Origin of the sequence: Pelagovum pacificum (assembly GCF_016134045.1) — a bacterium.
Classification (GTDB): domain Bacteria; phylum Pseudomonadota; class Alphaproteobacteria; order Rhodobacterales; family Rhodobacteraceae; genus Oceanicola; species Oceanicola pacificus_A.
In genome coordinates this window covers 1,319,809-1,340,900 of sequence record NZ_CP065915.1, presented here as the reverse complement: position 1 = coordinate 1,340,900, position 21,092 = coordinate 1,319,809, and the positions used below count along the sequence as shown (strand labels likewise).

19 protein-coding genes and 1 riboswitch are annotated in these 21,092 nt (G+C 66.8%); of the genes, 10 read left to right on the top strand and 9 right to left on the bottom strand.

Going from position 1 to position 21,092, the window contains the following annotated elements; genetic code table 11:
* Window positions 1-23: 23 nt before the first annotated feature.
* Window positions 24-635 (bottom strand): YkoF family thiamine/hydroxymethylpyrimidine-binding protein, encoded by a 612-nt coding sequence (locus I8N54_RS06700; protein ID WP_140193295.1) that lies wholly within the window; start codon window positions 633-635, stop codon window positions 24-26.
* Window positions 626-732, bottom strand: a riboswitch (TPP riboswitch). Its footprint overlaps the gene before it by 10 nt.
* 192 nt (window positions 733-924) lie before the next feature.
* Between I8N54_RS06700 and I8N54_RS06695 the strand changes: the two genes are divergently transcribed.
* From I8N54_RS06695 to I8N54_RS06685, 3 genes are all read left to right on the top strand, one after another.
* Window positions 925-1,347, top strand: a complete 423-nt coding sequence (locus I8N54_RS06695) for a DUF2946 family protein (RefSeq protein ID WP_140193296.1) — start codon at window positions 925-927, stop codon at window positions 1,345-1,347.
* 102 nt (window positions 1,348-1,449) lie between these two features.
* Window positions 1,450-2,463, top strand: coding sequence for a DUF1775 domain-containing protein (locus I8N54_RS06690; protein WP_140193297.1), 1,014 nt, complete (start codon window positions 1,450-1,452; stop codon window positions 2,461-2,463).
* A 1-nt stretch (window position 2,464) separates the two neighbouring features.
* A complete protein-coding gene (locus tag I8N54_RS06685; RefSeq protein ID WP_140193298.1) occupies window positions 2,465-3,052 on the top strand; it encodes an SCO family protein in 588 nt (195 codons plus the stop codon).
* An 89-nt stretch (window positions 3,053-3,141) separates the two neighbouring features.
* Here the strand turns inward: I8N54_RS06685 and I8N54_RS06680 are convergent, their stop codons facing one another.
* From I8N54_RS06680 to I8N54_RS06645, 8 genes are all read right to left on the bottom strand, one after another.
* Window positions 3,142-4,038 (bottom strand): nickel/cobalt transporter, encoded by an 897-nt coding sequence (locus I8N54_RS06680; protein ID WP_140193299.1) that lies wholly within the window; start codon window positions 4,036-4,038, stop codon window positions 3,142-3,144.
* Window positions 4,029-4,685: a DUF1007 family protein gene (locus I8N54_RS06675; RefSeq protein ID WP_140193300.1), complete on the bottom strand. Its 657-nt coding sequence runs from the start codon at window positions 4,683-4,685 to the stop codon at window positions 4,029-4,031. Before I8N54_RS06675 ends, I8N54_RS06680 begins: the two co-directional genes overlap by 10 nt.
* 304 nt (window positions 4,686-4,989) lie before the next feature.
* Window positions 4,990-6,195 (bottom strand): metallochaperone AztD, encoded by a 1,206-nt coding sequence (locus I8N54_RS06670; protein ID WP_140193301.1) that lies wholly within the window; start codon window positions 6,193-6,195, stop codon window positions 4,990-4,992.
* A 219-nt stretch (window positions 6,196-6,414) separates the two neighbouring features.
* Window positions 6,415-7,527: a zinc-binding dehydrogenase gene (locus I8N54_RS06665; RefSeq protein WP_140193302.1), complete on the bottom strand. Its 1,113-nt coding sequence runs from the start codon at window positions 7,525-7,527 to the stop codon at window positions 6,415-6,417.
* Window positions 7,528-7,697: 170 nt separating this feature from the next.
* Window positions 7,698-8,681 (bottom strand): ABC transporter ATP-binding protein, encoded by a 984-nt coding sequence (locus I8N54_RS06660; protein WP_140193303.1) that lies wholly within the window; start codon window positions 8,679-8,681, stop codon window positions 7,698-7,700.
* Entirely contained in the window at window positions 8,678-9,688 is a 1,011-nt protein-coding gene (locus tag I8N54_RS06655) for an ABC transporter ATP-binding protein (RefSeq protein ID WP_140193304.1), read from the bottom strand. Before I8N54_RS06655 ends, I8N54_RS06660 begins: the two co-directional genes overlap by 4 nt.
* A complete protein-coding gene (locus I8N54_RS06650) occupies window positions 9,685-10,620 on the bottom strand; it encodes a Gfo/Idh/MocA family protein (protein WP_198571756.1) in 936 nt (311 codons plus the stop codon). The genes I8N54_RS06655 and I8N54_RS06650 overlap by 4 nt, the downstream gene beginning before the upstream one ends.
* An 11-nt stretch (window positions 10,621-10,631) precedes the next feature.
* Window positions 10,632-11,801, bottom strand: coding sequence for an ROK family transcriptional regulator (locus tag I8N54_RS06645; protein WP_197097480.1), 1,170 nt, complete (start codon window positions 11,799-11,801; stop codon window positions 10,632-10,634).
* A gap of 124 nt (window positions 11,802-11,925) precedes the next feature.
* Here I8N54_RS06645 and I8N54_RS06640 point away from each other — a divergent pair, with 124 nt between their 5' ends.
* The 7 genes from I8N54_RS06640 to I8N54_RS06610 all read left to right on the top strand — a co-directional run bounded on the left by I8N54_RS06640 (window position 11,926) and on the right by I8N54_RS06610 (window position 21,085).
* Entirely contained in the window at window positions 11,926-13,458 is a 1,533-nt protein-coding gene (locus tag I8N54_RS06640) for an ABC transporter substrate-binding protein (RefSeq protein ID WP_140193307.1), read from the top strand.
* Between the two features lie 102 nt (window positions 13,459-13,560).
* Window positions 13,561-14,481: an ABC transporter permease gene (locus I8N54_RS06635; RefSeq protein WP_140193308.1), complete on the top strand. Its 921-nt coding sequence runs from the start codon at window positions 13,561-13,563 to the stop codon at window positions 14,479-14,481.
* Window positions 14,481-15,350, top strand: a complete 870-nt coding sequence (locus I8N54_RS06630) for an ABC transporter permease (protein WP_140193309.1) — start codon at window positions 14,481-14,483, stop codon at window positions 15,348-15,350. The genes I8N54_RS06635 and I8N54_RS06630 overlap by 1 nt, the downstream gene beginning before the upstream one ends.
* The gene (locus tag I8N54_RS06625) at window positions 15,347-16,642 is read left to right on the top strand and encodes an alpha-L-fucosidase (RefSeq protein ID WP_140193310.1); all 1,296 of its coding nucleotides are present in this window, start codon (window positions 15,347-15,349) and stop codon (window positions 16,640-16,642) included. The genes I8N54_RS06630 and I8N54_RS06625 overlap by 4 nt, the downstream gene beginning before the upstream one ends.
* Entirely contained in the window at window positions 16,636-17,580 is a 945-nt protein-coding gene (locus tag I8N54_RS06620; protein ID WP_197097481.1) for an NAD(P)-dependent oxidoreductase, read from the top strand. The genes I8N54_RS06625 and I8N54_RS06620 overlap by 7 nt, the downstream gene beginning before the upstream one ends.
* A gap of 228 nt (window positions 17,581-17,808) precedes the next feature.
* Complete coding sequence (locus I8N54_RS06615; protein ID WP_140193312.1) at window positions 17,809-18,957, top strand: sensor histidine kinase; 1,149 nt, start codon at window positions 17,809-17,811, stop codon at window positions 18,955-18,957.
* Window positions 18,958-19,303: 346 nt separating this feature from the next.
* Window positions 19,304-21,085 carry an SLC13 family permease gene (locus I8N54_RS06610; protein WP_140193313.1) on the top strand — a complete coding sequence of 594 codons (1,782 nt, stop codon included), beginning with the start codon at window positions 19,304-19,306 and terminating at the stop codon, window positions 21,083-21,085.
* Window positions 21,086-21,092: the final 7 nt, after the last annotated feature.

Sequence of the window (21,092 nt, the reverse complement as noted above, 5' to 3'; positions counted from 1 at the left end):
CTCGGGGCAGCTCGGGGAGCGCCTCAGGACAGGCTCGGGCTGTTGGCCGACGCGGTCAGGTCGATCGTCACGTGCCCTTCGGCGGGGCCGAAGCGGAGGAACGCCTGCCGCACCGCCTCGAACGTCGCGCCGGCGTCGCCGCGAAGTCGTGTGCAGAAGTTCTTCGATCGGAAGAACGTGCCGGAGTCCTTCAGGAACTCGATACAGCCGTAGATCTCGTCCATGTGCCGATCCTGCCCGAGCACGTAGAGCGAAAACTGCAGGTCGATCCCGACGCCGAGGACCGGCGCGTCGGCGACGGCCTGCCTTGCGCGGGCGATCCGCTCGTCCAGCGGGAGGCTCTGGGCCTCCGTCAGGACGTCGCAGCGGCAGGAGGGATCATCGGGCTCGCCCGGACAGCCGCGCGACAGCGTGACGTGCATCGTCACGTGCTCCGGCTGCCGCGCGGCCGCGGCAAAGAGATCGCGCATGCCGTCGATCAGTGGTGCCGGCGCACCGACCATCAGGGTCGAGACGTCATCCGTCTCGATCCTGAGATCCGACCTGTAGGGATCGAGCGCCCCGAGGCTCGACGTGATGACATCCACGAATCCGGACGTCATGGGATATAGCGACACCTGCGCGCCGATGAACATGATGACCTCGCTCCGCCGGTATTACCCGGATCAGCTATGGAGGGTTCGCGCGGTCCCGCGCATCTCAGCCCCGATCGGAGCACCCCTGGTTGCACCGCAGAGCATGAAGCGATTGCGCCCAGTGTCAATGGCCGATCGGGATTGCCGGGAATTGTCCGAGGATTCCGAATGAATTCCGTGGCTTGGTTGAGGTAACTCCGGAACTCGGCACGAGGCGATGCGCCGCATCACGCGGCGCTTGGTCTTCCCGATTCACGCGGCTACAGCTTGACGCGAGGAGTTCGGACACGTGCACAAACACGAGACATCAGCGCGGAAGCGGCCCGGTTTTGCCCGGGGTCTGCTGCGTCTGCTCGTCTGTCTGCCGTTGCTGCTCATCGCGCTTCTGCCGCCGGGCACGATGCCCGCGGTCGCCGCGGACGGTTCGGTCTACATCACGATCTGTACCGGTGACGGTCCGATCCTCGCCGTCCGCAAGGCCGACGGTGAGATCCAACCCGTCGATGAGGTGGAGCCCGGCCACGACAGCGGCAGCTCCGGACCGTGCGACTGGGCGGTTCACAGCGGGCCGCTGGCGATCGCGGGTGAGAATGCTTCGCTGACTTTCGTCGCCATCGACGGTCGCCTCGACCCCCTGCAGCTTCCCGCTGCGGCGGTGTTGCTTGCCGACGTCCTTGGCCCCCAGGCCCGGGGCCCTCCAGACTTTTCCTGATCCGACCTGTGCCGGAACCGGCGCGGGACACTCTCTTGTCGGCAGCCTCACAGGACGCACGGAAGGTGTGTGCGAGTCGCTGCGAACTATCAGGATAATCTTATGAAAAACCTTACACTTTCGGCCTGCATGGCAGCGGCCGCGTTCACCATGGCCGCCCCGGCCTCGGCCCATTCGACGCTCGAAGTCGGCGAAGCCCCGGCGGGATCGACGTACCGCGCCGTCCTGCGTGTGCCTCATGGCTGCGACGGCCAAGCCACGCATACTGTCAGCGTCGATCTCCCCGAAGGCTTCTACAACGCCAAGCCCATGCCGAAGGCTGACTGGATGCTCGAGACCGAGACCGGCACTTATGAGACGCCCTACATGAACCACGGCACCGAGATGACGGAGGGGGTCCGGACCATCACGTGGTCAGACGGCAATCTCGAGGATGGCTGGTACGACGAGTTCGTCTTTCGCGGCTCGATCGGTGCGGACATCGAGCCCGGCACGGTACTCTACTTCCCGACCACGCAAATCTGCGCCGACGGCACTGCCGACTGGACCGATACCTCAGGTGAAAGCGGCGTGCCCAACCCGGCACCGTCGCTGACGGTGGTGGCCGCGGGCGGCGGAGACGACCACGGCCACAGCCACAACCACGGTGCGCACGGGGATGTCGCATCCGCCGACGTTACCATCGGCGAGCTGACGCTGTCGGGCGCCTTCACGCGTGCGTCCCTGCCGAACCAGCCGGTCGGCGGCGGTTATGTCACGATCACCAACCCTGGCGACACGGACGATACGCTGATTGCCGGCTCCGCTCCCTTCGCTGGTCGCGTCGAGATCCACGAGATGGCGATGGAGGGTGACGTGATGCGGATGCGCGAGCTTGCCGACGGTCTTCCGATCCCTGCCGGTGAGACCGTCGTTCTGGAGCCGGGTGGCTACCACGTGATGTTCATGGAACTCGGCGCACCGCTCGTCGAAGGCGAGAACCACGAGGTCACGCTGGAATTCGAGAACGCCGGAGAGGTCACGCTCACCTTCCCGGTCGCCGCCCGCAATGCGGAGGGCATGGATCACGGCGCGATGGACCACGGCGCGATGGACCACTCGGGCGGCGAGAACTGAGATGCCGCGCCTTACATCGATACAGATGGTCCTGTGGGGGCTCGTGGTCATCGCGCTCGTCGGGGTCGGGATGTTCGCCTTCGTGCTGCCCCGGCTCGACGAGAGCGTCAGCGATACTCTCGGCCATGGGGACTACGAGCTGGTGACGACGGATGGTCAACCTTTCACCGAAGAGTCTCTGCTTGGTGAGCCGACCGCGATCTTCTTCGGCTTCACCCACTGTCCGGAAGTCTGCCCGACAACTCTGTCCGACATCGACCTCTGGCAGCAGGAACTGGCGGAGACCGGCGACCAGATCCGGGTCTTCTTCGTCACCGTCGACCCGGAGCGGGACACGGCCGAGGTTCTCGGCAACTACGTGTCCTGGGTGCCCGGTGTCTCCGGCGTGACCGGCAGCGAAGAGCAGATCGCGGAAGCCATCCGCGCCTTCCGGATCTACGCCGCGAAGATCCCGCTCGATGACGGCGGCTACACGATGGATCATTCGGCGATGGTCCTGCTGTTCGATGAGAACGGTCGGCTGGTTGAGCCCATCGCCTACCAGGAACCGACCGACTCTGCCGTCGAGACCATTCGCAGCGTGATGTGATCGCGCCTCGGCCCGGGCGACGACCTCGCCCGGGTCACCGATGTTCGGAATGCCGGGCCAGACGCGCCCACGCTTGGCGAGGCAGCCGGTCAGGCGAGCGAATAGAACAGCATGGTTGCGCTCAGCCAGACGATCAGGATGCCGCCGAATACCTGCAGGGACGAGGAGAGCGCCCCGAGACGTTCCGCGCCCTGGCTCGCGAAAGCCAGGCCCCGGGCCACCACGCTGGAGACCGCGACGAGGCTGGTCAACAGGCTGGTGCCCAACCCCATGACCAGCACGGCGATGGCACCGGCGAGGCGGATGTCCATCTGCCATGCGATGACGAGAAGGAAGATCGCACCCGTGCAGGGCCGGATCGCGATGCTGACAACGAGGATCAGCATGTCCCGGAGGGAACGCAGCCCGGCCACGTCCTCCGGGCTCGGGCCGTGGGAATGGCCGCAGTGGGCGTCGTGGTCGTGGTCGTGATGGTGGTGACCGTGCCTGGTCGCCACAGCGCCGGAGCGAAGCGCCAGCAGGCCACGACCGACGAGCACCAGGCCGATCGCGGCAATGGCGAGGTAGCTCGCCGGCGCGAGATAGTCCTCGGTCAGTGACGTGAGCCGCTGCGCCGACACCTGCAGGAGCGCGAAGCCCCCGTAGACCAGCAGGATCGCCCATAGCGCCTGCGCCAGCGAGGAGACCAGCGCGATCGCCAGCAGCCGTGCCGCGCCGACGTCCGAGCCAAGCCCGACACCGCCCACAAGATACTTGCCGTGTCCCGGACCGACCGCGTGGACGAACCCGTAGGCCCCTGCCCCGGCGAGCAACGCCAGCCAGGCGCCGGCCTCTCCGGCGCGCAATTCGCGGATGGCGCCCGCGATCTCGTTCTGGAAGCCGCGCTGCATCAGCACGGCCCACTCCGCGACATCCTGCAACGTGCCGCGCAGGGCCACCGCCAGCACGATGGCCACCACGATGAGCAGAAGCAGCCTCACCCGCATGTCAGCAGCACCCGGTCGGCGAACAGTTTGCCGACGTTGGGGATGGTCGGCGTCTCCTCCCGCCCGAGGGTGCTCAGGGTATCCTGCAGGTCGGAGTGCGCGTCGGGATCGAAGGCGGCGACCTCGGCCCTGCAATCCGGCGCATTGCCCAGCATGCGCGGCGGCATGGTGATGGAGAAGGCGAAGAAATAGGTGGATTCGTAGAAGGCCACTTCCGCCAATCCGCCCTGAAGGTCCAGCGGTTCGGTCAGCTGGCGCGTGAAGGTCTTCTGCAACCGGCCATCTTCGAGCGTCGCATCGACGCCCTCCGGCCAGTCGAGCGGCACCGCCTCGCCATCAACCGTCAGGTGCGCGGAGCCGTCGAAATCGTCGGGCCAGATGCTGAGTTCGCGCACCAGCGCGAGGCGGTCCGCCTCGTCCAGTTCGCCGGCGTCATTCAGGTCGAGCGCGTAGGAGGACAGCATGTAGAGCGTTTCGAACTCGTCGTAGAGCCATGTCACCTCGAGCGCAGCCAACCGCCCCTCGCCGTCAAATTGCAGGTCGATGCCGCCGTCGACGAAGACATGGGGGTGCGCAGCGGCGGGCGACGGGGCCCAGATGTTGCCGGCCAGTGTCATCGAGATGAACGCCAGGAATGTTGTCCGCATCGTCGCCCCCGTGCTTCGGGCCCCCGGCGGTGTGCCGGAACCCGTTGCTCGGTATCGCGACAGGCCTCAGTCGGCCAGAGCTTCTTCGAGCGTCCGCGCGTTATGGCGCATCATCGCGCCGTCGGTGGGTGCCGGCCCCTCGGGCGGGGACAATGCGCCGGGGGAACTGGCCGGACACCGGTCGCAGGGTCCGATCATGTCCTCGAGCAGCCCAGTCGGTCGCTCTCATCTCCGAACCTCGTGCACATGTATCCGGGACCTCCCGCGCCGAGTGGCGGCGCGGGAGGAGATCAGCTCGGTCGGATCAGTGGACGAGGCCGCTGCCGCCGACCGAGATCACGTTGTAGGGCACGCCCTCCACGGGGATCGTCGCCGTCTCTTCGAGCGTTTCGACGTCGAGCACACGGACGAGCCCCTCGTTCGGGTCGGTCAGCACGATCCGGTCGCCGGCCATCGCGAGCCGCGGGCGCGGATCACGCCAGTGGCCGTCCATCGAGTAGGGCGCGCTCACGGTCGCACTGTCCTCGATCGTGGCGTCGAGCATGTTCAGCCGGTGCAGGGTCCCGTCCTCGGTCAGGATGTAGCCGTGCTGCGGCCGGGCCGGGTCGAGGATGAAGTCGACACGCCGGTACGGCAGTTCGACATAGGAGAAGTAGGGCTCCGCCGTTGGATCGATGACCACGACGCCGCTGTCGCCGTAGTTGCCAAGGAAGACCTGCATCGAGCGCGAGCCGAGCAGCGTGCCGGTGCTGCCGTCAGGCAGATCACCGGGATAGGGCAACATGCCGGTGACGAGCTCGTCACCCTCGGCCGAGACCATCGCGACCCCCTCGGCACAGCCGGCCAGCATGACGGCGCCCGAGAAGGCTTCGCCGTGGAGATCCGTGCAGGACTGCATCTCACCGACCGGTTCGCCATCGGCGCTGAACACCTGGAGCCCCACGCGCGGGGGCAGGTTGTCCCCCTCTACCGGGTCGGTGGACGCCACGGAGCTGACCACTCGCCCCTGCCAGGGAACCGAGAACCCGTGATGCGCCGTTGCCTGCTCGAAGGTCTCGCCCTCGAGCGACCCTTCGAGAAGGTCGTGCTCTTCATGGAAGGTCGCATAGCCGCCCCGGTCGAAGTTGATCGCCGTATTGTCGCCGTGCGTGACGACGTGGAACGGTCGCGGTCCGGTGAGCTCACCCTCGATCAAAGACGGCGCGCCGACGTCGATGTCGGCGTGATCGCCATGCGCCTCGAGGCTGAACCCGCTGGCGAGGAAGGAGACGGCATCGTCGTCCGACTGAACGGCGACGACGCCCCGCCCGGTCGCCGTCGGATAGAGACGCGCGGCGCCTTCCACCTCGAACTCCCACCGGTTGTCGGGCGCGGTCAGGTCCAGGGCAGTGATCTTTCCGCTGTCGTGATCCGCCACGAACAGCCGCCAGAGCTCTGCCTCGTCCTGTGCCTGCGCCGGTCCGGCCAACACCATGGCCCCCGCGAACAAGGCGCTGATTTCGCGTGTCATTCTCTGTCTCCTCAGTCGAATTCCTCGGCGCGACGCGCGTCATCGCTACCGACCGGGAGATCAGTAATTGTTATGTTATAACATTACAACGGGGCGCTGCCCGATTTTTCGCTTGAGCGCGAAGCAGCTGCCGTCCAAGGGATCGCGCGCGAAAGCTCGCGGAGTGGGCAAGGTCGGGACACCTGCCCCGAACCCGCCCCCTGCCCCGCGTTCAGCCCGTCAGGACCACGGAGTTACGAGGTATTTCTCGCCCGTCTTCATCGTGCGGTAGTCGGTGATGGCATCCTTGGTCAGCATCTCGTCGAGAGTGACGCGCGTCTTGTAGTGGCTGGCGAAGGTCGTCGTGAGATTGTCGAGCACGCGCTTGCGCATCCGCTCGACCGTCTCGCGATCCGCCGACTGGAGGAACGGGAACAGCAGCCAGCCCGACAGGGACCAGCCGAAGCCATAGCTCGGCGAAAGCATCGTCATGCCGGTGTCGAGGCGCCCGTAGATGAACATCCGCTTCATCTCGTTCGAGCCGTAGCGGGAATATTCCGACATCCGGCTTGCCGCGACCTGCTCCATCGCCTGGAACACCTGATCGACCATCCTGCCACCGCCGATCGGATCGAAGCCGTAGAACGCGCCGGTTTCATCGATCGCGGTGCGAAGCTGGTCCATGAAGTCATCGTCCGAAGAGTTGACGACGTGGGTGGAGCCGAGTTCGGCCAGCAGGTCCGCCTGGCTGTCCTTGCGGACGATATTGACGAGCGCGATGCCGTCCTCCTTGCAGATGCGGGTCAGCATCTGGCCGAGGTTCGACGCGCCGACGGTGTGCACGATCGCATCCTGACCGTCGCGCCGGGCACTTTCGACAAACCCGAGCGCCGTCATCGGGTTGACGAAGGCGCTGGCGCCCTCTTCGGCCGAGTGATCGCCGAGCGGCAGGCAGGTCGAGGCATCGACGATGCAATACTGGCTGTAGGCATAGCCCGGGACACAGGCGACCCGCTGGCCCATCAGAGCCTTCGCCGCATCATCGTCACCGGTGGCGACGACAGTGCCGGCGCCCTCGTTGCCGGCAGGCAGTTTCAGCCCGTGACGCGCTTTGGAGCCGGAGTTGTAGGGCTCCGGCACCGTCGCGACGAATTTGCCCGGGGAATAGCTGGCATTTTCCAGATCGGCCGCGCCGGCCAGAATGGCGAGATCGGAGGGGTTGATCGGCGCCGCCTCCATTTTCACGAGCACCTGACTGCCGGACGGATCGGGCACGGTGACGTCTTCGATCGCCACGGTCAGGGTTCCGTCTGCGTCCAGCGTCGTGAACAGTTGCTTGCCGGTGGTTGCCACTGCGAATTCTCCATTTGTCTGCTTGGTGATGCCGGGACCCGACCCGCCGCGTGATGGCGAATCGTCGATCCCGGTCACTCTCGCGGTCTCAGGTAGGACCGCTGCGGCGCAAGACGAACGGAGATTGCGTGCGAATAGTCTCGCGATTCCTCCCGGACCCGAAAGGGACGCTACAGCTCCGACAGGCGCAGGCAGGCCGCGGCGTGCCCTGCGTCGGCGTCGACCGCCGACATTTCCGGCACCTGGGATGCGCAGGACGCGACGGCATGCTGGCAGCGCGTCCTGAACACGCAGCCCGACGGCGGAGAGAGCGCGCTCGGGATCTCGCCTTCGACGACGACCTGCTCACGGTCGCGGGTGAAATCGATGCGGGGCGCGGCGGCGGACAGCTGGCGGGTGTAGGGATGGGCGGGCGCTTCGAACACGTCGTCGGCGCGACCGACTTCCATCATCCGTCCGAGGTACATCACGCCGACGCGGTCGCAGAAATGCTCAACCACCGAGAGGTCATGCGCCACGATCAGGATCGTCAGGCCGAGCTTTTCCTGCAGGTCCTGCAACAGGTTCAGGATCTGGGCCTGGATCGACACGTCGAGTGCGGAGATCGGCTCGTCCGCCACCAGCAGCGTCGGATCGACCGCCAGCGCCCGCGCGATGCCGATCCGCTGCCGCTGCCCGCCGGAGAACTCGTGCGGATAGCGCGATGCGGCGTCCGACGGCAGGCCGACGAGGTCGAGCAGCTCCGCAATCCGCTGCCGCTTCGCCTCGCCCTTGGCCAGCTTGTGGATCGATAGTGCCTCGCCGATGATGCCCGAGACGGTCTTGCGCGGGTTCAGGCTGGCGAACGGGTCCTGGAAGATCATCTGGATGCGCCGACGGTACCGCAGGAACTCCTGGTCCGGCAGGTCGAGAAGGTTCTGCCCACGGAACTCGACCCGGCCGTCGGTCGGCTCGTTCAGCCGCAGGATCGACCGGGCAACCGTGGTCTTGCCCGAGCCGGACTCGCCGACGAGGCCGAAGATCTCGCCCTCTCCGATACTGAAGCTGACCTTTTCGACCGCGTGCACGGCCCCGGTCTGGCGGCCGAGCACGCCGCCATGAACGGGAAAGCGGACGGTCAGGTCCCTGACGTCGAGAAGCGGGGGATTGATCATGAGACCTCCTTCCAGCGGATGCAGCGGACGGCGCGCCCCGTGCCGGCAGCCTCGAGCGGCGGCATCGCGCTGTCGCAAGCTGCCGTCGCATGCGGGCAGCGCGGCGCGAAGGCGCAGCCGGGCGGCGGGTCCAGCGGGCTCGGCACCTTGCCGGGGATCGCGTAGAGCCGTTGCTTCGGCTCGCCGCGCTTGCGGGCGATGGCGCCGGGCCGGCTTGCCAGGAGCGCCCTGGTGTAGGGATGGCGGGGCGTCGTGAAGACCTCGCGCACCGGGCCCTCCTCCACCACGCGACCGCAATACATGATGCAGACCCGGTCGGCGATCTCGGCCACGACGGCGAGGTCGTGGGTAATGAACATCACCGCCGTGTCCATCTCGGTCCTGAGGTCCGCGATCAGCCGCAGGATCTGGGACTGGATCGTCACGTCGAGCGCGGTCGTCGGCTCGTCCGCGATCAGCAGCGACGGCCGGCAGGAGAGGGCCAGCGCGATCATTACGCGCTGCCGCATGCCGCCCGACATCTGGTGCGGGAAGTTCTTCACGCGGGACTCGGGACCGGAGATGCCGACGATGCGCAGCATCTCGACGGCGGCGCGCATCGCGTCGCGGCGCGACTTCTTCTGATGCAGCATGATCGCCTCGGCGATCTGGTCGCCCACCCGGAACACCGGGTTGAGGGAGGTCATCGGCTCCTGGAAGATCATCGCGATATCGTTGCCGCGCAGGGCGCGAAGCTCTTCCTTCGGGATGGTCAGCAGGTCGCGTGTCCGCCCGTCGCCTCCGGTGAAGGTAATCGCGCCGCTTTCGATGGTGGCCGGCGGCGTCGGCAGCAGGCCCATCACCGAGAGGCTGGTCACGCTCTTGCCGGAGCCGGACTCGCCGACCACGGCCAGTGTCTCGCCCCGGTGAATCTCGAGGCTGACGTCGCTGACCGCCCGGAACGCTCCGCGCTCCGTATCGAAGCGGGTTGTCAGGTTGCGGACCGCGAGAACCGGGTCGGAGGTCATGTCATGGCCTTTCCGCGAAGCTGTTCGAGGGCGTTTGCCTGCGCAAGGGATGCCGCGCTGTCGAAGAGGATCGGCGCGCCGTGCGTGATCGCGTCGACGAAGTGGCGCACCATGTGCCGATAGGGCTCGTGCGGGGGGTAGGTTCGCACATCGTCGCCGATCTTCAGTTCGACCGACCGACCGCGCGTGGTCACCGGCTGGTTCAGCTCGGCGATGGCGCCGGTGCCGGTAACCCGCAGGCCCTGATGCGGTCCCGACAGCAGCCCTGCGGTGATGGTGCAATGGATGTCACCGGACCGGAACAGGGCCGTCACGCTACCGTCGACCTCGCCCCGGGGCCGGCGCACAACGCTGATCTCCGTCGCGGGATGTCCGGTCAGCAGGCTGGCCAGGCAGAGCAAGTAGCAGCCGAGATCGGCCGCCGCGCCACCACCCCGCGCCGCCGACCAGCGGAAGTCTTCGTCGTCCTCGAGAGGGAAAGACAGGTCGCCCTGAAGCGTGAGCACCTCGCCCAGCGCACCGCTCTCCATCGCGGCGGCAAGATCAACGACGGCCGGGTGGTAGAGATGGCAGAACGCCTCCATCACGCGCCGGCCACAGGCGGACTCGGCCGAGACGATCGCGGCGGCGTCGCGCTCGGCGAGGGCCAGTGGCTTTTCGCACAGGACGTGCTTGCCCGACCGGAGGGCGCGGATGGTCCAGTCGGCATGCAGCTCGTTGGTGAGCGATATGTAGACGGCGTCGATGCCCGGACCGGCCAGGAGCGACGCGTAGTCCGAATGTGTCCCGGCGATGGCGTGCTCTTCAGCGAAGGCGGTGGCCCGCGTGGCGTCGCCGGCGGCGACGGACGTAATGACCTGCCCCTCCGCGCGAAGGGCGGGGACGATCGCCCGCGCGGCGATCCGCGACGCTCCGATCAGACCCCAGGTCAAGCTCGGCCCGCTCATGCGTCCACGGTTGCCCGAGGCTGTCCGGACCGCTGGTCCCGGGGGAACATGACGCGCCCCGTCGCCACCGATGCCGCACCGCGACACCAGATTTCGGGCGAGACCTTTTCGAAGATCAGCTTCGCGTGCGGGGCGACGCGCGGCATGAGGTTCGTTTCGACCGCGTGCTGCGTCACCCGGTGCATCAACCCGTCGAGCGCGCTGAAATGCAGGATGACGATGACGACGGCGGGATCGGTCGTCTGGATCAGATTGGAAATGGCGAGGCCGAGGATGCTGCCCGCCCGGTGGATGATCTCGACCGCGGCATGGTCGCCGCGTTCGGCCAGCGCCTCCACCTCTTCGGCGGTGGAGCAGTCGAGGCCCCGCTCGCGCGCCGCGTTCAGCACCGCGCGTCCCGAGGAAATGGTGGTCAGGCACCCGCGCTTGCCACACCGGCAGGGCGGCCCGTCCAGCACGTAAGTGGCGTGCGAAATCTCGCCCGCTCCGCCCGAGTGCCCGCGCCTCAGGTGACCGCCGACGACGAGCGCGCAACCGATCCCCGCACCGAGCGAGACCAGCGCGAAATCGTCCTGTTCCCGCGCGGCGCCGAACAGGCGCTCGCCGATGGCGACGGCGTTGGCGTCGTTCTCGATGAAAGTGGCGAGGCCGGTGCGCTCCGCGATGGGGCGGGCGACGTTGATGTCGCGCCAGCCCATGAAGCTCGACTGCAGGCAGACCTCCTGGCATTCGTCGACGAAGCCCGGCACGGCGGCGCCGATCCCGATCACCCGGTCCTCGGGAACGCCGGCATCCGCGACCAGCTGCGGCAACATTCCGGCGATCGAGTCGGCCAACTGTTCGGTATCGTTGGTCCACGGGATCGAGGCCCGGGCCCGCACGGCGCCCTGAAGGTCGATCAGCACGGCCGGGATGGGATCCTCGAACAGGGCAAGCCCCACGAAGCAGGCGCCATCGGCATCGAGGTCCAGCCGGACGGAGGGGCGCCCCTGCCCATAGACCGTCTCACCCTCTCTCAGGATGCCGTTCTCCAGCATCTCGCGAGTCATCGTCGTGACGGCCGCCCGACTGTAGCCGGTCGCGATCGCAAGTTCGGTCCGGCTGAGCGGTCCGGAGGCACGAACTGCCCCGAGAAGTGCACGATGTGGATCAGTTAGGGTCAACATTGGCCGTCCAACAGCATAATGGCTTGACTTATATTTTTGGTTCTGAAGTAAAACAAGGGTACTTAAGACAAACAATGTAATAAGTTTGCCGTTACGACAGCAACTCCGGACAGGGAGACACACCATGACCAAGACCCGAAACTCGGTCGCAATGATTACGGCGCTTCTGGCATCTACCGCTTTGGCGGTGCCGGCTGCGGCGCAGACCGTGACAATCATGCAGGGGGAAGCGCCCCAGAGCATGGAGCCCGGAACGATGGGCGGCACCTACAACATGAGCGTGCTCGACGCGATGTACGAAAACCTCGTCGCGCTCGACGAGGACCTGACGCAGCAGCCCGGTCTCGCCACCGAGTGGAGCGTCAGCGAAGACGGCATGACCTGGACCTTCACGCTGCGCGAGGGTGTCACGTTCCACGACGGCACACCCTTCGACGCCGACGCGGTGGTCTACACGTTCGAGAGGCTTCTGGACGAGTCGCTCGGCCTGCCCAGCGGTGGCCGTTTCCGCCCGATCATCGACTCCGTCACGGCTGTCGATCCGATGACAGCCGAATTCTCGCTGAAGACCGTGTACCCGGCGTTCCCCGCGCTCATGGCAATGATGCACGCCGCCATCGTGAGCCCGGAAGCCGGTGAAGCCGGCACGCTCGAGACCGGCGGCGGTGGCACCGGTCCGTTCGAACTCGTCGAATGGTCAAGCGGCGAATTCGTGCTTCAACAGGCCTATGACGGCTATTGGGGCGACGCGCCCGAGGTCGACGAGCTTCGCTGGGTCTGGACGCCGGAAGCCTCGGTCGCCAGCATGGCGCTGATGGCCGGTGAAGTGGACGTGGTGAACGCCCCTGCCCCGACCTTCGCGCAGCAGATCGAGGCCGCCGACGGGTTCGAGCTGAACTCCGACGCGTCGAGCCGGGTCTTCTGGGCCGCGCTCAACACCCAGATCGAGCCGTTCGATTCGATGGAAGTCCGGCAGGCCGTGAACTACGCCACCGACCGGGAAGCCCTCGTTCAGGCGCTGCTCTTCGGCTACGGCTCGCCCGCGAACTCGCCGCTCGGCGAGGCGGTGTTCGGCTACGACGACACGCTCGAGCCCTACACTTACGACATCGACATGGCCCGGCAGCTCCTGGAAGAGGCCGGCTACCCCGACGGTGTCGAGGTGAACCTCTTCGTGCAGGAGCAGGAGACCCAGATCGCGCAGGCCCTTCAGGGCATGTGGGAACCGGCGGGTATCCAGCTCAACATCACGCGGCTTGAAAGCGGGGTGATGTCGGACGTGATGTTCGCCGGGCCCGAAGAGAAGGCCGAGCAGGACGTCGACATGGTGATCGCCTCCTTCTCGTCGGCGACGCTGGACGCGGACACGCAGCTGCGCGCGCTCTACCACAGCGACAGCTTCACGCCGACCGACGCCAATATCGGCTTCTATCACAGCGAGCGGCTCGACGAGGTTCTCGACGAGGCGGCGAGCATCAGCGACACCGACCGGCGGATGGAACTGTACCTCGAGGCGCAGAACATCATCAACGAAGAGGCCCCGCACGTGCTGCTCTACAAGCCCGTCGACCTCTACGCGACGCGTTCGGGCATCGAGGGTGTCTGGGTCCGTCCCGGCGGCCTTCTGGTCGCCAAGGGCGTGTCCGTCGCCGAGTGAGCCAAAGCGGATGCCGGCCCGCGCCGGCATCCTCTCCTCCCCAACTCCACCCGGCCGCACGCTTGAGGCGACGCGGCCGGGCCGGACACTGGAGCATGTCCGTTGAAGGCCTATTTCTTCCGCAAGATCCTCGCGCTGCCGCTCATCCTGCTCGGCGTGTCGTTCATCGTCTTCATGGCGGTGCGCGCCCTGCCCGGTGATCCGGCGCGGCTCATGGCGGGCCCCGATGCACCCGAGGCGGCGCTCGTGCTGGTCCGGGAGCGTCTCGGCCTGAACCAGCCGGTGATCGTCCAGTACGGTTATTTCCTGGTGAATGCCCTGCAGGGCGACCTTGGTATGTCGCTGCGATCCAAGGTGCCGGTGACGCAGGAGATCGCGGACCGCTTCCCGAACACGCTCAAGCTGGCGTTCGTCAGCTACATGATCGCCGTTCTCGTCGGGATCCCGGCGGGCATCCTGTCGGCCGCCGCGCGAGGGCGATGGCCAGACCAGCTCGTGATGATTTTCGCCATCCTCGCGGCATCGCTCGCCAACTTCTGGCTGGCACTGATGGGGATGAACCTGTTCGCGGTAAAGCTGGGCTGGCTGCCGCTGATGGGCATGGGGACATGGCAGCATTACATCCTGCCGTCGGTCACGCTTGCCCTTCTGCCGGCAGCGATCATCGCGCGAATGACGCGATCGTCGATGATCGAGGTTCTGGGGCAGGACTACATCCGCACCGCCCGCGCCAAGGGCATCGACGAGGGCAAGGTCTACAGGAAGCACGCGCTGCGCAACGCGCTGATCCCGATCGTCACGATCGTCGGGCTGAACTTCGGCGCCGTGGTCTCCGGCGCGGTCGTCGCGGAGACGGTCTTCAGCTGGCCCGGCATCGGGCGCCTGCTGGTCGACGCGGTCCGCTACCGGGACTACCCGGTCATCCAGGGCGTGACGCTGCTGACCGTGGCAAGCGTGGTGATCGTGAACCTCGCCGCCGACCTGCTCATCATGCTCATCAACCCGCGTGTGAGGGTCAGCTGATGACCGTGACCTCTTCCCGGCCCAGCCGTCCCCGTCCTGCGCGCCCCGCCCTGACGTTGCGCTGGTGGGTGCGTCGCCCGAACCTGCTGATCGGCGCCCTGCTGATCGGACTGATCGTCTTCGCCGCGATCTTCGCGCCGTTCATCACCACGGGTGAGCCCTATCAGCAGGACTTGATGCAGAGCCTTCAGCCCCCGTCGCTGGCGCATCCCTTCGGCACCGACCAGTTCGGGCGCGACATCTTCACCCGCGTCATCTACGGCGCGCGTATCTCGCTGCTCGAGGCGGTGGTCTGCGCCGGGCTCGCCGTCCTGATCGGTGTGCCGCTGGGGCTGATCTCCGGCACCGCCGGCCGGCGTGTCGACGCGGCCATCATGTGGACGATGGACGTGATCTTCGCCTTTCCCGCCGTTGTCCTCGCGATCCTGATCGTGTCGATCCTGGGCCCGAGCCTCATCAACCTGCTGATCGCAAACGCCGTCTTCTCGATCCCCGTCTACGCCCGCCTGACGCGCAACATCGCGCTCGGCCTGCGAGAGATGGAATATGTCGAGGCCGCCCGCGCGCTCGGCGCCGGTCGCCTCCGCATCATGTTCGACCAGATGCTGCGCAACGCGCTGGCGCCGATCATCGTCCAGGCGACGCTCACGGCGGGCACCGTCCTGCTGTCGGCGGCCAGCCTGTCGTTCCTCGGCCTTGGCGCGCAGCCACCGCTGCCCGAATGGGGCGCGATGATGAGCGAGGGACGCAACTTCATAGGAGTGAACGTGTATCTATCCCTCTTTCCCGGCCTCGCCGTGATGGTCATGGTGCTCGGCTTCAACCTGCTCGGGGACGGCCTCCGCGACCTGTTGGATCCGCGGCCATGAGCGCGGATCAACCTGCGATGGCCCGCACCGCGTGGTTCACCGATGCACGGTTCGGCCTCTTCATTCATTGGGGGCTGTACGCGATCCCGGCCCGGCACGAATGGGTCCAGACCCGCGAGCAGACGCCGCCGGAGGACTATGCCGCCTACCTCGACCAGTTCGATCCCGACCTCTTCGATCCGGCGGACTGGGCCCGCAAGGCGAAGGCAGCGGGGATGCGCTACGTCGTCGTGACCGCAAAGCACCACGAAGGCTTCTGCCTCTGGGACAGCGCCTTCACCGATTTCAAGGCAACCAATACTCCGTTCGGGCGCGATGCCCTGCGCGACATCCTCGACGCCTTCCGGGCCGAGGGGCTGCGGGTCGGCATCTACTACTCGCTAATCGACTGGCACCATCCCGACTTCACCATCGACCCGGTGCACCCGCTGCGAAACCATCCCGACGCCATCGCGCTGAACGCCGAGCGCGACATGGAGCGCTACCGCAGCTACATGTTCGCGCAGGTCGAGGAACTGCTCACCGGATACGGTCCGCTCGACATCATCTGGTTCGACTTCTCCTATCCCGACCGGGCGGAGAACGGCCTGACTGGAAAGGGCCGGGACGACTGGAACAGCGAGGCGCTGCTCGCCCTCGTCCGGCGACTGGCGCCCGGGATCATTGTCAACAACCGCCTCGGGCTGCCCGAGGAGGCCCCCGACGTCGTGACGCCTGAACAGCTCTCGCCCCCCGAATGGCCAGAGCGTGACGGCGCGCGGGTGACGTGGGAGGCCTGCCATACCCTGTCGGGCCCCTGGGGCTACGCCCGCGACATGGGGTCCGCCAAGAGCCCGGGACAGCTGATCCGTCTGCTCGCCGATACCGTGTCCAAGGGGGGCAACCTGCTGATGAACGTCGGGCCGACCGCCCGCGGCGAATTCGATCCGCAGGCGACCGAGGCGCTCGAGACCTACGCCACGTGGATGCACCATCACGCGCCGGCAATCCGGGGCTGCACCGCCGCCGACCTGCCGCCGGCACAGGATTGCCGCCTGACCCGCAAGGGCGACCGCCTGTACGTTCATGTCTTCGCCTGGCCGTTCCGGCACCTGCATTTGCCGGGGCTTCAGGGGAAGGTCAGTCAGGCCCGGCTGATGACGGACGGCGGCGAAGTCGGTATCGTCGCCCCTGCCCCCGACGATCCGCATGAGAACATGCAGATCAGATCGCGGCCCGGCGACCTCGTCCTCGAACTTCCCGTGAAGAAACCGGACGCCGTGGTCCCCGTAATCGAGCTGGCGCTGTGCTGACCCGGACCGCACCCCTCGTCGCCGCGAGCTCCCTGCCCGCCGGCCCGACCGACGCCATCGCGGGCCACGCGGATGTCATCGTCGCGCGCGATGTCTCCGAGGCTCCGTGGGAGGTCGGCCCAGGGGTCGAAGCGCTCTTCACGCATCAGTCGCAATGGGGCGATGCGACCCGTCCACCGGGTTGGCCCTTCGATCTGAAGTGGCTTCACACGACGTCGGCGGGGGTCGAGATCCTGCCGGACTGGGTCTTCGAGGTGCCGCTGGTCACGCGAGGCTGCGGCATACAGGACAAGGCCATCGCGGAATACGTCATCGCCGCGGTCTTCGCGCGGGAGAAATCCTTCCTCGCCCCGCCGGTCACCAAGCGCGAGGACTGGCAACCGCGCAAGCTTGGGGACGTGTCCGGCAAGGTTCTGGGGATCGCCGGGCTTGGCGACATCGGACTGGCAACGGCGCGGCTCGGCCTTGCTGTCGGGATGCGGGTCAAGGCGCTCGTTCGGCGACCGCGCCCCATGCCGGAGGGGATCGAGATGGCAGCCAGCCTCGCGACTCTTGCCGGGGAGTGCGACCACCTCGTCCTGTCGCTGCCGCTCACCACTGCGACGCGGGGCATCCTCAACGCAGACGTTCTGTCCGGCGCGCGACCGGGCCTGCACGTCATCAACGTCGCGCGCGGGGCGCTGATAGACGATGCGGCGCTGCTCGAGGCACTCGACACCGGGACGGTCGGCGGTGCGACGCTGGACGCGACATGGCCCGAGCCACCGCCGGACGGTCATCCCTACTACACCCATCCGAAGGTCACGCTGACGCCGCATGTCTGTGGCGTCACACCCGACGCGGACCGCCGCCTCGCCAGCCGGCTTGCAGGCAATATCGACCGCTACCTCGCCGGGGACGATCTGTCGGGCGCCGTCGATCATCGCTCGGGGTACTGAAGCTGCGCGGGCGTGACCTTGCGCGGCGCATCGGGTTATCGAAGTTGGACTCCTATCGTTTGACGCGACTGGCCACGGGTCGCCCGGCAACCGGCGGTTGCCGCGCCTTCTTCTCACCCTCACAAAGCCTAACCCATTAACCTGTAACCTAGTTTCCGCCCCACTTCAGTCCCAATGACTTGGCAGGTTGACAACTCAACTGAAGAGAAAACGATCTGAGCGGGTGCTATGAAACTCTACGAATACATGGCCGGCAAAAGCTGGCCGCGCAGCTACAACGGCAAGATTCTTCTGGTGAGTTTCCTTGGGGTGCACGTGCCGATGTTCGGTGCGGTGAGTTACGTGCTCCTTGCGGATACGACGCCGCTGATGGAGCAACTCGACGTTCTGGGAGCGATGCTGGTCGCGACGCTCATCGGCACGGCGGCGACCATGTTCGTGATGCACACCCTTCTCGCCCCGGTCCGCGCCGCCTCCCGCGCGGCGGACGCCTACCTCAAGCGCCGCGAGACGCCACGCTTGCCGACGAACTACACCGACGAAGCAGGTGTGCTGATGGCGAGCGTTCAGGAATGCATCACCCGGCTCGACAGTTCGCTGGCGAGCACCGAGTACCAGATCCAGCAGCTCGAGCAGGACCATGCCGAGAAATTCCGGATGGTGTCGGGGATGAAGCATGACTTCCGCACGCCCCTGACCCATATCCTCGGCTTTGCGTCGCTGATGAAGAGCGAGTCCATCGGGCCGCTCGGCAACCAGAAGTACCAAACCTTCGTCAGCAAGATCGGCACTTCGGGGGAGCAGCTCCTGCAGACCCTCAACTCGCTGATCGACCTGTCGGACACGCAAAGCGCCGCGCAGATCGCCGAAGACAGCGAGGACCTCGACCTCGTCGCGCTCGCCAGCGATGCCGTGAACCTCGAACACCTCCATGCTGAGAAGACCGGCGTGACGGTCACGCTGCACGGCCCCGAGGCCCTGACCGCGCATACTGTCCGCTCCGCCGCCAAGACGCTCCTGGCGACAACGCTTCATGCCGCGATCTCCGTCACACCGCAGGGTGGGCATGTCGCCTTCAGGCTCACCCGCGACGCGGACGGAATCAGCATATCCGCAACCAGCTCCGAAGGTGTGCTGTCGCTGGAGGACGTGCCGCCACGGCTTGCCCATCACTTCGACCAGCTGGAGAGTGGAACTGGCGCGCGATCGGCCAATGCGGAGACGGCCACGCCCGTCACCCTGCGCCTGTCCCTGATCGACACGCTGAGCCGCGTGATCGGCGCGCGCTTCACAATGCAGCAGTCGAGGGCCGATGGCGTCACGCTCAAGACGGCAATTCCCGAAGTGCTGACGACCGAAATGCCGCTCGCGGCCTGAGGGACCACACCCAAGCCTACCGGGGCAATCGGATCAGTCGACCAATCGGACCGCTGCGGACATTTCGGTGTTTGCGGTGGTCCGATGACTTTGATTCAGCGTTCGGTGGTCTGGCCGCCTGGCGACGTCCCGGCGGCCGCACAGGGGCACCGGCCAGACGCCGCGATTATCTCGTTGCGTTTCAGCATTGTTCGCGCGACAGGGAAGGTTCATCCGGGCTTGCCATGAGCTCGATACAGGCGCCTCATCGTTTCGCGATCCCCAGTCCGACGGGCGATGGATCCGGTACCGGTGCCTGTGCCAATCGACGACTGGCCCGCTGCCCCGAAACGATTGTCTGACGAGCATGGACGCGATCATCCAACTGGCGAGTGACTACGACGCGATGATCGCCCTCGCCGCGATCTTCGCGTTGTTCGTGCTGTTCATCCTCGAACTCTACCCGCCCGAAGTACCGGCAGCGGGAATCGCCGCACTGTTCGTCGTGCTCGGCTATGTCGGCCCGGACGAGCTGCTGTCGGTCTTCTCCAACCCCGCCCCGCTGACCATCGCCGCGATGTTCGTGCTGTCGGGCGCCCTGGTGCGGACCGGTGTGCTGGAGGCGATCTCCAACCTCGTGATCGCGCAGGCGCGTGCGAACCCGACCCTCGCGCTCGGGGTGATCCTCGGCGTGACGCTTCTGGCGTCGGGGTTCGTGAACAACACGCCGGTCGTTCTGGTGCTGATTCCGGTGGTCATCCGGCTCGCGGCGGAGCTGAAGATGGCGCCGACGCGGCTGCTGATTCCGCTGTCCTACGTCGCGATCCTCGGCGGGACCTGCACGCTGATCGGCACCTCGACCAACCTGCTGGTCGATGGCGTCGCGCAGGGCCAGGGCCTCGAGCGTTTCACCATCTTCGAGATCACGCCGATCGGACTGATGGTCGCCGCCGCCGGCGGTGCGACGCTGGCGCTGCTCGGCCCGCTGCTCCTGCCGGACCGCGACGCGAGCGATCCCGACCAGATGCTCGGCGAGACGGTGTTCCTGTCCGAAGCGGTGCTGGCCGACGAGACCTACGCCGGCAAACCCCTGTCCGAAACGCCGGCGTTCAGCCGGGGCGGGATCAAGGTCGTCTCCGTCCTGCGCAAGGGGAAGTCGCTGCCCGCGCCGCTGACCGAGCAAGTGCTGGAACAGGGCGACACCGTGATCTTTCGCGGGCCGACATCGGAACTGCTGACGCTGCACGACGATCCGGGGCTGAAGGTCGGTCTTCGCCGGGGCGAGCCGGTGACGGACGAACTGATCCGGGTCGAGGTCGTCGTCTCCCCCCTCAAGTCGAGCCAGGGACGGACGTTGCTGAACATGTCGCTTGGCCGGCGCTTCGGGGTTCGGGTGCTCGGCGCGCACCGGCACGGGCACAACGCGGGACCGAACCTGGGCGCAGTGCGCCTGCGACCCGCCGACAAGCTGCTGCTGGAGGGGCCGGCGAACGCCTTCCAGAAGCTCGAAGACGAGGCGCAGCTCGTGTCCGTCAGCCGCCCCACGGGCCGTGCCTTCCGGCGCGGGCGCGCCCCTCTCGTGCTGACGGCGCTGGCGGCCGTTGTGCTGCTCGCCGGGTTCGGCTGGTTCGACATCGCCACGCTGTCGATGCTGGCGGTCGCCGGAATCCTGATCCTGCGTTGTATCGATGCCGACGAGGCCTGGGCCGCCGTCGACGGCTCGATCCTCGTGCTCATCTTCACGATGCTGATCGTCGGGCTGGGCCTTCAGAACACCGGGGCGGTCGACCTTATCGTGCAGTGGCTGTCACCTCCGATCTCCAGCCTGCCGCCCTTCTTCGCACTCCTGGCGGTCTATCTGCTCGCCTCGGCGCTGACGGAGACGGTGACCAACAACGCGGTTGCGGTGGTCTTCACCCCGATCGCCATCGGGCTGGCGGAGAGCACCGGCCTCGACCCGAGGGCGTTGACGGTCGCGGTCATGTTCGGGGCTTCGGCGAGCTTCGCGACGCCGATCGGCTACCAGACCAACACACTGGTCTATGGCGCCGGGAACTACCAGTTCATGGACTTCGTGAAGGTCGGCCTCATCATGAACATCGTCGCCGCGCTCGCCGCCTGCTGCGGCATCCTCTGGATCTACGGCTGACGCAGCC